We start from the raw sequence: 15,368 nt of genomic DNA on the forward strand, positions 1-15,368 counted from the left end.
TATTTACAATTGCCATAAAAATAGGCCCTTTGATCAGTGCTTAACCAACAACACAATTAAAGAGCCTATTTAAAATCAATGCGCTAATTCAGTAAACCTCTGCGTGCTAGGTTTTTAACTTACCTAACTGCTCATGCTGCTGCTTCACTAAGTTTGCTAAAACTACACTGCTTTGCTGTGCTTCACCCGCAAGACGTGCAAGTTCAGAAGCAGAGTCAGAAATCCCTGTGATATTGCGATTAACCTCTTCAGTCACCGCACTCTGCTCTTCTGCGGCGGCGGCAATATGGGTCACTTGGCCCGAAATTTCCCCAATCTGACTCACCATTGAATTCAATGAGTTTAACGCTTGCTCAGTTTGAGATACGGCCATTTGTGCCCGCTCAGCGCCTTTATCTATGATGCCAGAAGCGCTTTGGACCTCTTTTTGCAGTGCGTCGATAAGGGTACTAATGTCGTTCGTCGAGCTCTGAGTCTTAGATGCTAGCGCGCGGACTTCGTCAGCAACCACAGCAAAGCCTCGTCCCTGCTCACCCGCCCTTGCCGCTTCAATCGCTGCATTGAGTGCTAACAGGTTAGTCTGTGCGGCAATGGAGCTTATTACCTCAAGGATACGACTGATGTTCATACTGCTCTCAGCCACTTTACTCACCGCCAATTTAGCCTCCATAGACTCCTGAGACATAGTCGCGACAAAACCCATTGCTTTAGTCAGGCTCTCTTCGCTATGACGAATATTGCGCGACATAGCTTCAGTTTCTGCCGCCGTTTGCTCTGATGCCTTAGCAACCTCAAGTGCGGTAGCACTCATTTGGTTCACAGCCGTTACTACACTCTCAATTTCACCGTACTGACGATTCACGCTGTCACGGGTGAGCTGCGCAATTTTGGCAGAGGCTTGGCTTTCCTCCTGAGAGCGGCTCGCAAGAATTTTCAGCTCGGCAATCAAATTTTTAAGTTTATAAATAAAGGAATTGAAACCTTTCGCTAGCGCAATCAATTCAGCATGGGAATCAACCTCAATCGATTGCGTTAAATCGCCATCGGCACTCGCAAGGTGCTCTACCCGGCCTTGGATCATTCTCAATGGTGAGATAATGCTACGGATCACTAAGCTAATGGTAATTACAGCGGCAATCGATACCACAATACCCACGATCAGCAGCAAACTGCCTAAGGAAGTCGCCATTTCATCCATATCATTATTAAGCTCAATCGAGCTTTTATACGCCTGTGCAGTCGGCACTTGGATAACCAAGGACCACTCGGCATTCGCTAGCGGGATCTTAATGGGATAGGCAACAATAATTTCATCATCGTTAACCATGTAGCCGGAATTCTTGTGCAGGGAGATGATTTGCGAAGCGAGAGTAGGATTTACCGACTCAGCTAATGGACGCGCCTTTTTACTGTAATGACTTGCCGCGACTACTAAACCGCGGGTACTCAGCAAAGTCACTTTTGCTTGTCCATCGTAAAGACTCTTAGACAACTTATCGATAAGAGTTTGAAAGACTGGCAAATTTACATCTACACCGACCACACCGATAAATTGCTTATGTTTAAGCACTGGCACTGTCAGCGAGGTCATTAATGCTTTGTTGCCTGGAGTGATCTCGTATAAATACGGCTCCATTAGGCAGGGCTTTAAGGTTTCCTTATCGCATAAATACCATTCAGCATCACGGATCCCAAACTCATTCAGGCTAGTGAGGTACTTTTCTGCTGAATCTTCAACTTGGTTATGCTCCACAGTGCCATCGTCGTTACGGGTGTAATAGACCTCTAGAGCGCCAGATGTCGCCACACTGTGACTGACATTCACATTCAAAAACTCACTGTCGAGCCCATCATAACCATTAGGTTCGAACTGGGCATACATGGAAGAGACTTGCGCATTCTTCTTCAGCACTGCCGCTACTGCGAGTTCTAAGCGGTCACGTTTTAAGGGTAATTCCTCGGCAGTACTTTCAAGCATACCCGCAAAAGAGAAAGGAATTCGGTAGGCTTCATTGATAAATCCGGCGACCATTTCACCATATTCACCGGCGCGGGCTTCGAGTTTATCCCGAGTTTCCGTTTGTAGGGTATTTTGAACTTGATCCGACAATTGTGCGTTTTGAGCCGACAGCGTCCACCATAAACTGATAGATAAAATAGCCACTATCGATAAAAATAATGCTGATGTAATCCACAACAACTTAGTACTGATGGACAAATGCTTCATCTAGTAAACTCCCAAGAGAACGACAATAGCGTAATTATTATGATCTAATTCATTTTTATACTTTCTACCCAGCATTAAAAATAGCACTTAGCGTAAGAATTACCAGCACTTAAGATAAAGATTTGCTAATGAAATGTAAAACTTTAGAATGACAAAATCAAAAAAAGGCCAAATTCAAATAAATGAATTCGGCCTTAAATATCAAACACTATTTCAAATTAAGGTTAGCGTCCCCACAACCAAGCGGCACCACGTACGCCCGATGAAGCGCCATAACAGTTTTTAACAACCGGAGTGTGACACTCACGGCCAACCACATATCGCGGTAAAACTTTTGGCAATTCAGTGTAAATGGCATCGATGTTAGACACTCCGCCGCCAAGGACGATAACATCTGGATCCATCATATTGATCACATGGGCCAATGAGCGGGCTAAACGGTCAATAAAGCGATCAAATGCTTGAGTCGCCAGCTGATCGCCTGCTTGCATCATTTGGGCGATTTCAATACCGCTGTCAGCTACTCCACCTGCTGCGCGAAAATCGCGTACAAAACCCGTCCCTGAGATAAACGTCTCGATGCAGTCTCTGTTACCACAAAAACACGTCGTGGTATTAAATTCATCGGCTTTCATCCAAGGTAAAGGATTATGCCCCCACTCACCGCCGATACCATTACCACCATCATGCACTTGGCCTTTGATGGCGATACCTGCACCACATCCAGTACCAATAATGGCGCCAAAGACCACTGACTTGCCAGCAGCTGCGCCATCGACCGCTTCTGATACGGCAAAACAGTTCGCATCATTAGCGATTTTCACCTTACGGTTTAATCGAGCGCCCAGATCCACATCGAGGGGATGGCCATTGATCCACGTTGAATTAGCATTTTTAACTAGGCCAGTAAAAGGAGAAATCACCCCAGGAATACCTATGCCTATTGTGGCGGTTTGTTGCAAGCTCTCTTCGACTTCTGTCACGAGTGCGACTAATGCATCGACTGTTGCAACATATTCTCTTGGCGTTGGGATGCGTTTACGAAACACTTCTTTACCATCGTCATCTAATGCAATTAACTCGATTTTTGTGCCGCCAAGATCGATACCAATTCGTAACATCAACTTACTCCATCTCAATATATTTAACGCAAAGCGGCTCAGTGAAGCTCGGCTCTACTGCCTGATGCCATACACTGTAATTGAAAACTGCCTCAGGTCAAAAACAACATTAGCCCCTGTCAAAATAAAGGCTGTTTATTACAGCAAACAATGAAGGCACAGTCGTCATGTAAACGACCCACTGCGCCTTGGAGTGTTACATTACGGACACTCGACTGACGCCATACTCGCCGTTTTTGGCTTTAAGGTGATATCGCTAAAACTGATATCCACAGCGCCCGATGATGACAATATGAAAGGCGAGATAATTTTACCAAAATCTATCCCCTGCGCCTGATAGCAAGTGAGATCTATGTTTAGTTCACTCCAAGTATCAAGGCTTAACGCGCTTAGTTGAGTACTGATATCCACATCGGCTCGACAATCGCCTTCGCAGGTCATGCCAACATTAATAGGCGCTGTAATCGATGAACCGACTTTGACCTGCATACTCAACACTGACTTGCTCGCCAGATAAGCCCGTAAGTCTTCAGGGAAGTTCCCCTGCAAACTCACAAAACCGAGCGCCTTACCGTTGAAGCTGACATGGCGAGCATCTTCTTGTACTTGTTTGTCAAAGGTTTTAATCGTGACAACATCATTCGATTGCACACTGCTGGCTATGGGTTCCATCGAAACCTTGTCACCTTCAACACTGCCAATCAGCATTTTCCAAGGCGCCTTAACGGCACGCTCGAATAACGGCTTCTGGCTGAGTTGCATTTGTTCACTGAAATTATCTTCAGACAAACTATTCGATAATATCGCAGGCGCAGTACTATTTGCCTTATCCGCATAGCTCAGGCCATAGCCATAGGGAAGTAATGGCGAATAATCACTGTCGTGAACATTCACTTGAGTTTGCTGCGGTGTCGACGGCCATGAGAAAGATAATTTGCCATTAAAGTCATACTGAACATCACCATTAGCTTGAGTGAATAACACTTCACTAATCCCTGCTCCTTCAGTGCCAGGCAACCAAGCGGCGACAAAGGCGTCAGAGGCATTAAGCTCAGGATTGACCCACAAAGGTCTGCCGCTAATAAACACAGAGACCACAGGAACCCCTGCGGCTTTGAGCTTTTGCAATAAAGCTAAGTCACGCTTATTCCCTCTTTGATACTCAAGATTATCAATATCACCATTGCCTTCGGCATAGGGCTCTTCACCAAATACCACAATCGCCACATCGGGTTTATTCGCAGCATCAAATTGACCATCAACACTCAGCACAGCGCTACCACCGCTGGCAGAAACCGCCTTTGCTATGCCAGCATAAATCGATGTTGCTCCAGGGAAATCTGCATTCTGATTATCAGTACCCTGCCAAGTAATAGACCAACCACCCGATTGTTTGCCAATATTATCAGCAGCATCGCCTGCAACGAGCACTTTAGCTTTAGGAGATAAAGGCAATAAATGCTGATTATTCTTCAATAACACCAGTGATTCACGCACCGCTTGGCGTGCAACGTCTCTGTGACTAGCTTGTCCAATTAACTCGGTTTTACCCGATAAAGGACGCTTAGCTGGACTTGGCTTTTCAAATAATCCCGCCCGAATTTTTACTCGCAGGATACGACTCACGGCATCATCAATCCGCGCTTGGCTGATCAAACCCGACTTAACTTGCGCGATAGTGTTTTCATATAATGGTTTCCATGCGGCCGTAGGCACCATGAATACGTCTAAGCCCGCATTAACGGCCTGAGGACAAGATTCGTTACTGCAACCTTCAACCTGCCCATGACCATTCCAATCGCCAACGACAAAGCCATCAAAGCCCATGTGAGTCTTAAGTACATCGGTCAATAAATAAGGATTACCGTGATTTTTAGCGCCGTGCCAACTATTAAATGAGGCCATCACAGTTTGCGCGCCCGCAGTTAACCCGCCGACATAACCTTGGGCATGAATGTCAAACAAGGCTTGTTCGGATGCGATATTATCGCCCTGATCATCCCCGTCTTCGGTCCCTCCATCTCCTAAGAAATGTTTTACCGTAGCGATAACATGCTGATCTGATAAGAAGTCTTTATCATTGCCACCTTGTAACCCCTCGACAATCGCGTGCGAATAGGATTTAACGATGGCAGGATCTTCAGAATAACCCTCGTAGGTTCGTCCCCAGCGGTCATCACGCACCACAGCGACAGTCGGTGCAAATACCCAATCAATCCCCGTCACCATGACTTCTTTGGCGGTGATCGCAGCAATTTGCTGAATAAGCTCAGGATGATGAGCCGCACCTAACCCTATGTTATGTGGGAACAGCGTTGCGCCAATCACATTGTTGTGACCATGAACCGCATCCGTGCCCCACATGGTTGGAATACTGATGCCATCGAGCGAGTCATCCATAGAGGCTTGAAACATAGCGTCGGCTAAGGCAATCCAATCTGCTGGCGTCGCATGTTTATCTTGGTTCGGGTAAGAACCGCCACCATTCAAATAAGAGCCAAAACCGTATTTGCGCATATCTTCGACCGTGATATCGCGGATCTCAGGTTGGATCATCTGCGCAACTTTCTGCTCTAGCGTCATTTTTGCTAATAAATCTGCGACGCGTTTTTCAACATCTGGCTGATTTTTATGGGGGATAGTTAACTGCGGCCAAATATTAATATCGGTAGGCTTACCGTCGATACTGTAGCCATTGGGGCTATTGGGTGAGCTAGATGCGGCAACATGATTGGGCTTAACTGACTGACTATCGTCGGCTTTTATCTGCTCTGTTTTGCTGCATCCACTTAAGCTGACGCAGGTCAGCACAGCCAATAAACTCAAGCTAAAGGTTTTGGGTCTCAATGCGATAACGCTCATAATTCTCACCCTCAAAAAATAAAATGTCTTAATACACACGCCGTGTGCGCATCCATGTGTTTAATCGTCGTGTTTTAATTAATTTAAAATCTTGGTCTTGGGGCATCACAGCCCTTGGCGCCGTAATAGGCGATAAAGCCATAACAAAGCAGCGGTAAAATAAAGGCCAATTGGATACCAAAATGATCGGCTAACATACCTTGGAATAAGGGCACAATCGCGCCGCCCACTATCGCCAAACATAAAATGCCAGAACCTTGGCTGGTGTGTTGTTCAAGATCTTGTAATGCCAAGCTAAAAATAGTCGGGAACATAATAGAGTTACATAACCCGACTAACAGTAAGGCCCACATCGCCATCGCTCCGGTACTCAACATGGCTAAGGCCACCAGCAAGCAAGCACAAATTGCATTAAAGGCTAATACTTTGCCGGCCTTGATTTTTTGCATCACGGCCGCGCCAATAAAACGCCCAACCATAGCGCCACCAAAATAGTAGGCAATATAATGCGCAGCTTCGGCATGGGTGTAACCGCCAATATCGGGCTGAACTAAAAAGCTAATCAGAAAACTGCCAATAGCGACTTCGGCCCCCACATACACAAAAATCCCCACGCTACCGAGAACAAGATGCGGAAATTGCCATGCACTGCCCAGCACTTTAGCACTGCTCGCAGGCAGTTTTTTACCTAAAAAAGGCAGCTTTAACAGTATAAAAATCACCGCCAGCACAAATAAACTGGCCGCTAAAATCAAATAGGGAACTTGTACTGTGCTCGCTTGGGCCGCAGTGCTGACTACAAGGTCAGGAGCAGCCTCTCCTGTCATTTGATGTGAAGTCGATAAAATCAACCAACTACCAAAAAACGGGGCAACTGTGGTGCCAAAGGAATTAAACGCTTGGGTCAGAGTGAGTCTTGATGACGCGGTTTTTGCAGGTCCCAGCACGCTGACGTAGGGATTAGCCGCCACTTGCAGAATGGTAATGCCAGAGGCTAAAACAAAAAAAGCGCCTAGGAACATCCAATACGAAGCGAAACTCGCTGAAGGATAAAATAATAAGCAGCCTAAACACGCAATACCAAGCCCAGTGACTATGCCTTTTTGATAACCAATCTTACCCACAAGTGCACCCGCTGGGATTGAGACAATAAAGTAAGCCCCAAAAAAACAAAACTGCACCAACATGGCTTGGGCGTAATTCAGCTCAAACATGTTTTTTAAATAAGGTATTAAGATATCGTTAAGACAAGTAATGAATCCCCACATGAAAAACAACGATGTTAATGCCACTAAAGCGAACCTAAAGTTGCCACTCTGGTGCACACTCGTTGCTGCCTCACTCACCGAACTCGCCTCAGTTTCATTTGCAATAGCCATGTTTGCCCTATTCTCCCCAACCGATTATCTAGATAAAAACGTTTAATCTTCTTAGTCAAAATGGCGTGATTAATTTATCCAAATCACATATTGACCTTTTTATGATTAGTCACTAACCTCGATGTAAGCGCTTTCATTGTTAACATGTCGATAACCAAAGTCAATATTTTTAGTGACAGTCGGCAAGCATCTTTACTCTCTTTATCTTGAACTCTGTGTTTTAAATCACAGGCATGAATTCAAAAATATAATTAAGTGACTGAATATATGAAAATATCTTTACCAAAGAACTCGATACTCCAAAGCGAAGCGTTTACTTTTGGTGTGGCGACCGCTTCCTTTCAAATCGAAGGTGGCGTGGACTCTCGCCAAACCTGTATTTGGGATACCTTCTGTGCAACACCAGATAAGATCCGTGATGCCTCCAATGGCGATGTCGCCTGCAACCACCTGAATCTATGGCAAGAAGATATCGCCTTAATCGCGTCTCTCGGGGTTGATGCCTATCGTTTTTCCATCGCATGGGGACGGGTCTTAAATCAAGATGGCAGCATTAATCAGCAGGGAGTTAATTTCTACATTGGCATTCTAGACGAACTAAAACGTAGAAATATCAAAGCATTTGTCACGCTTTACCATTGGGATCTTCCTCAACATATTGAGGATCAAGGCGGCTGGTTAAACCGAGATACCGCTTACCTTTTCAAAGACTATGCTGACAAAATAAGCCAAGCCTTCGGCGACCGAGTGTATTCCTACGCCACTTTAAACGAACCCTTTTGCAGCTCATATTTAGGCTATGAGGCAGGCATTCACGCCCCTGGTTTAATGAAAAAAGCCTATGGCCGTCAATCGGCTCACCACCTATTGCTCGCCCACGGCTTAGCGATGCAAGTGCTGCAAAAGAACAGCCCTAACAGCATGAATGGCATAGTTCTTAACTTCACGCCTTGCTACGCATTAACCCAAAGTGCTGCCGATATTCAGGCCGCAAAACAAGCCGATGATTACTTTAACCAGTGGTATATCAAGCCCATTTTCGATGCGGCTTATCCAGACCTTCTCACAGCATTAGCGCCAGAAGACAGACCGGAAATTCACGACGGCGACCTTGAGCTTATCAGTCAACCAATTGATTTTTTAGGGGTTAACTTTTATACCCGCGCCGTATATCAGGCCGATGCAGAGCAAGGATTTGTGCAAGTTGATTTACCTGGGGTACCTAAAACCGACATAGGCTGGGAGATCCATCCACAGGCCTTTACCGATTTACTGGTTTCTTTAAATCAAACCTATGATTTACCGCCTATTTTCATCACAGAAAATGGTGCAGCCATGGACGATAAATGCATTGATGGGCGTGTCGATGACTTCGATAGGCTCAGCTATTACCAGCACCATTTAACCGCAGTAGACAATGCAATAGTACAAGGTGTTAACATTCAGGGTTACTTTGCCTGGAGCTTGATGGATAATTTTGAGTGGGCCGAAGGCTACTTAAAACGTTTTGGCATTGTCTATGTGGATTATGCAAGCCAAACCCGAACGATAAAGGCCAGTGGTCAAGCCTACAGCGACTTAATTCGCTCAAGGGCTCACTTAACTAATAACAATAATAAATAAGGCTAAAGCCATGATTAGCATAAAAGAAAAAATAGCCTATGGGCTTGGCGACACTGCCAGCAACATCGTTTTTCAAACCGTTATGCTGTTCCTTACCTTTTTTTACACCGACATTTTTGGTATTTCACCTGCCTTTGTCGGCACTATGTTTCTACTGGTACGGTTGATTGATGCCGTCACCGATCCTTTAATGGGTGCATTGGCTGACCGCACGAACACCCGTTGGGGTAAATTCAGACCCTATTTACTCTGGTTTGCCCTGCCCTTTGGGATTATCAGTGTATTGGCTTTTACGACCCCAGATTTATCTGAAGATGGGAAAATGATTTATGCCTTCGTGACTTACACAGCATTGATGATGGTATATACCGCCATTAATATTCCCTATTGCGCCTTAGGTGGAGTACTGACGGCCGATCCCAAAGAGCGGGTTTCGGTGCAATCCTATCGGTTTGTGTTCGCTATGCTCGGTGGCTTACTTGTCTCAGGACTCACCCTGCCTCTAGTCGAATTTCTCGGTAAAGGTGACCAAGCAAAAGGGTATCAGCTCACGATTCTCGCCATGAGTATCTTAGGCGTTGCCATGTTTTTGGCCTGCTTCTGGGGCACAAAAGAGCGCTTACATCCGCCCGTGGATCAAAATTCCAGCTTTAAACAAGACTTTACCTACCTATTACAGAATGACCAATGGCGAGTGTTATCCGCCGCTGCAGTTTGCCTATTATCCGGCATGGTATTGCGCACTAGCCTCGCCATTTACTACGTAAAATATTTTCTTAACCTGCCAGATATGATCACTCTTTTCATCACCTTAGGCATGGTGGGCAATATTTTTGGCTGTATTCTCGCAGAGCCATTAGCCAAGCGCGTTTGTAAGGTTAAAGCCTATATCGTGTTGCAAATTCTAGCCGCGACCCTGTGTGTACTGCACTTTTTTGTCCCTAAAGATCAAGTCGTTCTCGCCTTCACTCTTTATATTGTCTGGGGATTTACCTTCAATATGGCCACCCCATTACTCTGGGCGAAAATGGCAGATACAGTCGATTATGGTCAATACAAAACCGGCGTGCGTATCACAGGCATGATTTACTCCTCGGTGATTTTCTTTATCAAACTTGGCGTCGCGATTGGCGGTGCGGCGGCGGGATGGTTACTGGCAAGTTATGGCTATCAAGCCGATGCCGTTCAGAGTGAAACGACGCTCAATGGCATCTTAATTTCATTTACCCTTTATCCCGCTATCGGCTCAATTTTGGTCGCATTTATCATGCGTCGTTATACGCTAAATAACCAGAAAGTGGATGAAATCCATCTGGAATTAAATAGAGCCAGCTAATAAAAATATGCTAATCTTCAAGGCATTGTACTTTTCAGTACCTCTAATTTGAGATGATATGGCCACTATTTACGACGTTTCGGTACTTGCAGGCGTTTCACTTGCGACTGTGTCACGGGTGATGAATAAAAACACCAATGTCAGTGAGAAAACCAAACAAAAGGTATTAGACGCTATGGCTCAGTTGGACTATCGCCCCAATGCGATAGCCCAATCATTAGCGTCCAACTGCTCAAATAGTGTGGGCGTCCTAGTATCACAATTGGATGGCCCATTTTATGGGCCTATGATGACTGAAATTGAAGATGCCCTGCGTGATGCGGGTAAACACGTCATTATTGCCGCGGGTAAAAGCAATGAATCCCTAGAAAAGGATGCGGTGCAGTTTTTACTTGATCGCGGCTGTGATGCGTTGATTATCGACGTGGAAGCGGTTTCAGATGACTACCTTATCGATCTCTGTAAGCGCAGCACGCCAATCGTACTGATTAACCGCTATGTTGCCGCTATACGTGAGCGCTGTATTTATCTCGATAACGAGCTTGGCGGTTACCTCGCGACTCAGCATATGTTGTCGTTAGGGCATGAGCATATTGCTTATATATCAGGACCTTTATTCAAGCTAGACGCTAGGCAGCGCCTGATGGGCCATAAAAAAGCGCTCACTGAATCGGCCATTCCCTATGAAAGCGAGCTGTTCTACGAAGGGACGTTTAAAGAGTCGAGCGGTTGCGATGGCATGCGACATTTACTCAGCCTGCAACGGCCGTTTACTGCGGTGATTTGCGCCAATGACCAAATGGCATCGGGAGCGATTTCAACCTGCCTTGAACAAGGGCTTAATGTACCCGAAGATTTGTCCTTCATGGGTTATGATAACATCCCGTTTCCCCAATATATTTCCCCTAAGCTCACCTCAGTCAGTAACCCCATCCATGAAATGGGTAAAATGGCGGCGTTCTGGGTACTAAAACACGTTTACAATAAAACCGATGTGGAGATTGTTAGCCATTTTACGCCTTCATTATTTGTAAGAGATTCAGCAGTTAAGCTAGAGAAATAGCGAATAAGTGAAGGCAAGTACTGCTCTAGCCTGACCATGTTGAACTGCAAGAATGAGCACTGCATTGCGTTTTCTCGTTAGATTTTACGTGCACAAGTGAGCAAGTTTGACTCAAAAACGATGTGAAAAACGGTCTATAAACCCAAGTAAAACTCGCTCATAACCTACTTTTTAAAGGGCATTTAATGAGTGTTAAAAATGCTTTTCAGCATCTTTAAAACCCATATTTATCGCCTTTGAGCACCTATGTTCAGCCCCAACGAAAGCCTTAATAATTCCCCTTTTAGGCGTGAAAACCACTGCCGAAATGGTCAATCATCCCCGCTCGCGCAAAATATCCCTCAAATGTTGACATTCACCCTAGCGTAAAAACACCATTTCAAACGTCATCATGTGAATTCAGCCCCCCTTAATCACCAATTTCATCATAAATGTGTAACAAAATATAAAACTGGTTCTATTTTAAAACAATGAGTTAGAATATCATCTCAAACAAAAAACGCATTATATTGCAACAATAAAGTAACTTACCGTTGACTCTGTTGATAATTTAAACTAGCTTTATGTAAGCGCTTACATAAACCTTAACAAGAACAAAAAAATGTCTGTGTTGTACATGATTTGTTCAACCCACACCACAAATCAGAGAGTTGTAGCCTGAATATCTACTCAACGGGGAGATGTAGATGGAACTTAGAACATTTAGAAAAACCAGATTGGCCACTAGCCTTTCGCTAGTCTTAGGCGTGGGCTCTATCATGCCCGCCTATGCCACCGATACTGACAAAAAAGAAGAAAATATTGAAGTCATTCAAGTAACAGGGATCCGCGGTAGTTTAGTCCGTTCGATGGACGTAAAACGCGGCTCAGAAGGTATTGTTGATGCAATTAACGCCGAAGATATCGGTAAATTCCCCGACAGTAACTTAGCTGAATCGCTACAACGTATTTCTGGCGTATCTATCGACCGTCAAAACGGTGAAGGTAGCCGAGTGTCGGTTCGTGGTTTTGGTGCCGATCAAAACTTAGTGCTGTTAAACGGACGTCAAATGCCAGTCACCACTGGCTCTCGCTCATTCGACTTTGCCAACATAGCGTCAGAAGCCATCAGTGCGGTTGAAGTGGAGAAAACCGCTAAGGCGGAAAATCCAACGGGCGGTATTGGCGCAACGATCAATGTGCTCACCCATAGACCGCTAAGCTCGCCAGGCATGAAGGCCACTTTCGGTGCAAAGGCCGTTGATGACTCATCCACGGATAAAGGCTCTACCACACCAGAGCTTTCTGGCTTGTACTCAAATACCTTTGCCGATGATAAATTTGGGATTTCTATTTCAGGTAGCTATCAAGAAAGGGAAAGTGGTAATCAACAAGCCCAAGTCGGTACCGGTTGGCGCAGTTTTCCAGGTATTGTTGACCAAGATTACAGCGGCCCCAACGCAGAATGGGGCGGCGTTCCTAAAAACGACAATCAAGTCAATCGCCCTGGCGATGATGACGTGTATAGCGTGCCACAAACCACGATTTACCGTTTTGAAGAACAACAACGCAAACGCACCAACGGTCAATTAGTGCTGCAATACGAGCCGATTGATTCGCTGCGCGCAACGCTTGATTACACTTACATGCGTAACGACATCGATACTCAAACGCACGACGTCTCGGCATGGTTTAACTTTGTGCCGTCCCAAGAAAATATTTGGAGTGATGGCCCAGTTTCATCACCACTCGTTTATTCCGAAACCTACGATGCACCAGCCGACCTTTCAATGGCTGCTGGCGATTTCGGTACCCGCGACCAAAGTGGTTCACTGGGTTTTAACTTAGCTTGGGAAGCCAGTGATAATCTGACGTTAAACTTGGATTACCATAACTCCTACGCCGAACGTACGCCTAACAATGTCAATGGCAGTACGAGCAACCTCAGTACTGCCGCCTTTATTCGTACCAGTGCAGCGACCGATTTTAGCGGTGATGTCCCAGTACTCGCCGTTGGTGGTGGAAATGCGGTTCGCCCAGAAGATATGCGCGTGACTGGTTCAACCTTTACCAATGCCGTCAATCGCTCCGAAATTGAACAGCTGCAAATGTCGGGTAAATATGATTTAGCCGAAGCAGGCAGTATCGATTTTGGTATTGCGATGTCAGACGTGAATAACCACTCTCAACAGGTTGATATTCAACGTAACGACTGGGGTGGCGTTGGTGCAGCGGGCGATTTAGACGCAGCTTGGTTCCCAACCAGTTCAGTTATCGATAAATTCGATGGTTCAAAAGGTAATTTCGCAGGTTATAACGGTAATGCATCGACAGATCCGCTAAACACTATGTTCCTTTGGGACTTTGCGGCAGTTCGTGCCCGTGCAGCAGAACTCTATGCAACGAGCATAATGGGTGATTGTGGTAATGGCTTCTGCCCTTCTACCGATTACTCTAAGGGCACAGACCGTTTCACTGAAGAAAAATCTCAATCAGCCTATATCCAATACAACTTCGCCAGCGAAATTGCCAACATGCCCTATGACGTGCATTTTGGCTTACGCTACGAAAAAACAGATGTTGAATCGACTTCGGTTGTTTCCTCTTATGATACAGCTACTTGGATTGCAGAGTCTGAAATCGCGCTAACGAGTTCAGTGGATAATAATCGCGTTTACCAAACTCAAAAGGGTGATTACGATTACCTGCTACCCAGCTTCAACTTTAATATTGAAATGCTGGAAGATGTGTTTGTCCGTGCCGCCTTTAGCCAAACGATTGGTCGTCCTGATTACACCTCGATTCAAGGTGGCACCACAGTAGGAACGCTTGCCTATCGCAACGGTGGTAGCGGCTCGGCGGGTAATCCAAGTCTGTTACCACTCGAGTCAACGAACTATGACTTGTCGACAGAATGGTATTACAACGATGCCAGTTACGTCTCAATCGGTTATTTCCGTAAAGATGTGACTAACTTTATCAGCAGTAACCCTGAAAACTCAGACATCTACAACATTCCGGATCCAGCACACGGTAAATATGTTGATGAAGCCATTGCGGCAGGTGCCACCACTGCGATTCAACAACGCCAATGGATTTATGACAAATACGGTGCAACCGATCCAAATGTGAAGATCAATCCTGATAACGGCAATATCGAGATTACCGGTAACCCAGGTGATCCATCGTTAAACTTCCTCATTACTAACCCCACTAACAGTGATTTAAGTAATGTGATTGATGGTTGGGAGTTTTCTATCCAGCACTTCTTTGGTGAGTCAGGATTTGGTATCCAAGCCAACTACACTATGGTGGATGCGGGGGACAGCTATGATAACACTAACTTAGGTCGCCCTGGTGATGCGACCCAGAACGTGATTTTAGGGATCAGCGATACCGCAAACTTGGTCGGTATCTATGAAAACTATGGTTTCTCGGCCCGTATCGCCTATAACTGGCGTGATGAGTTCTTAAACTCAACAGGTCAGGATACTGGCTCTAACCCTAAATACACCGAAGCTTATTCGCAGGTGGACTTTAACATAGGCTACGACGTTGAAGCGGTTGAAGGTTTAACCATCTTCATCGAAGGCTTAAACATCACCAATGAAGCCACGCGTGTACACGGCCGTGCGACGGAACAAGTCCTTAACTACACCCAGACGGGTGCGCGTTACAGTATAGGCGCACGTTACACTTTCTAGTCGTACCGATTTAAGAGCAACAGATCTTTACCCTAAGGTCGTATGAGGTATGCCATAGATACCTCATTTTTATC

Annotated in this window: 8 protein-coding genes; 4 read left to right on the forward strand and 4 right to left on the reverse strand. The window is 45.5% G+C overall.

The features are described from left to right. Positions 1–106: 106 nt before the first annotated feature. The 4 genes from DYH48_RS15285 to DYH48_RS15300 all read right to left on the reverse strand — a co-directional run bounded on the left by DYH48_RS15285 (position 107) and on the right by DYH48_RS15300 (position 7,589). Positions 107–2,227, reverse strand: coding sequence for a methyl-accepting chemotaxis protein (locus tag DYH48_RS15285; protein WP_115335255.1), 2,121 nt, complete (start codon positions 2,225–2,227; stop codon positions 107–109). 224 nt (positions 2,228–2,451) lie between these two features. Further along, a complete protein-coding gene (gene mak, locus DYH48_RS15290; RefSeq protein WP_115335256.1) occupies positions 2,452–3,348 on the reverse strand; it encodes a fructokinase in 897 nt (298 codons plus the stop codon). Positions 3,349–3,549: 201 nt separating this feature from the next. Next, positions 3,550–6,210: a glycoside hydrolase family 3 protein gene (locus DYH48_RS15295; RefSeq protein ID WP_115335257.1), complete on the reverse strand. Its 2,661-nt coding sequence runs from the start codon at positions 6,208–6,210 to the stop codon at positions 3,550–3,552. A gap of 83 nt (positions 6,211–6,293) precedes the next feature. Continuing rightward, positions 6,294–7,589 carry a sugar MFS transporter gene (locus DYH48_RS15300; RefSeq protein WP_115335258.1) on the reverse strand — a complete coding sequence of 432 codons (1,296 nt, stop codon included), beginning with the start codon at positions 7,587–7,589 and terminating at the stop codon, positions 6,294–6,296. A 267-nt stretch (positions 7,590–7,856) separates the two neighbouring features. Between DYH48_RS15300 and DYH48_RS15305 the strand changes: the two genes are divergently transcribed. The 4 genes from DYH48_RS15305 to DYH48_RS15320 all read left to right on the forward strand — a co-directional run bounded on the left by DYH48_RS15305 (position 7,857) and on the right by DYH48_RS15320 (position 15,294). After that, positions 7,857–9,212 (forward strand): GH1 family beta-glucosidase, encoded by a 1,356-nt coding sequence (locus DYH48_RS15305; protein ID WP_115335259.1) that lies wholly within the window; start codon positions 7,857–7,859, stop codon positions 9,210–9,212. 10 nt (positions 9,213–9,222) lie between these two features. Next, positions 9,223–10,548 (forward strand): glycoside-pentoside-hexuronide (GPH):cation symporter, encoded by a 1,326-nt coding sequence (locus DYH48_RS15310; protein ID WP_115335260.1) that lies wholly within the window; start codon positions 9,223–9,225, stop codon positions 10,546–10,548. Between the two features lie 58 nt (positions 10,549–10,606). Further along, positions 10,607–11,611, forward strand: a complete 1,005-nt coding sequence (locus DYH48_RS15315; RefSeq protein ID WP_006085030.1) for a LacI family DNA-binding transcriptional regulator — start codon at positions 10,607–10,609, stop codon at positions 11,609–11,611. Between the two features lie 686 nt (positions 11,612–12,297). After that, entirely contained in the window at positions 12,298–15,294 is a 2,997-nt protein-coding gene (locus DYH48_RS15320; protein ID WP_115335261.1) for a TonB-dependent receptor, read from the forward strand. Positions 15,295–15,368: the final 74 nt, after the last annotated feature.

The organism is Shewanella baltica, assembly GCF_900456975.1.
In the GTDB taxonomy this organism is placed as follows: Bacteria; Pseudomonadota; Gammaproteobacteria; order Enterobacterales; family Shewanellaceae; genus Shewanella; species Shewanella baltica.

Bases quoted from the DNA above. Each gene is read 5' to 3' on its own strand.
- DYH48_RS15285 (WP_115335255.1), bottom strand. From the start codon at position 2,227: ATGAAGCATTTGTCCATCAGTACTAAGTTGTTGTGGATTACATCAGCA.
- DYH48_RS15295 (WP_115335257.1), bottom strand. From the start codon at position 6,210: ATGAGCGTTATCGCATTGAGACCCAAAACCTTTAGCTTGAGTTTATTG.
- DYH48_RS15315 (WP_006085030.1), top strand. From the start codon at position 10,607: ATGGCCACTATTTACGACGTTTCGGTACTTGCAGGCGTTTCACTTGCG.
- DYH48_RS15300 (WP_115335258.1), bottom strand. From the start codon at position 7,589: ATGGCTATTGCAAATGAAACTGAGGCGAGTTCGGTGAGTGAGGCAGCA.
- DYH48_RS15305 (WP_115335259.1), top strand. From the start codon at position 7,857: ATGAAAATATCTTTACCAAAGAACTCGATACTCCAAAGCGAAGCGTTT.
- DYH48_RS15320 (WP_115335261.1), top strand. From the start codon at position 12,298: ATGGAACTTAGAACATTTAGAAAAACCAGATTGGCCACTAGCCTTTCG.
- mak (WP_115335256.1), bottom strand. From the start codon at position 3,348: ATGTTACGAATTGGTATCGATCTTGGCGGCACAAAAATCGAGTTAATT.
- DYH48_RS15310 (WP_115335260.1), top strand. From the start codon at position 9,223: ATGATTAGCATAAAAGAAAAAATAGCCTATGGGCTTGGCGACACTGCC.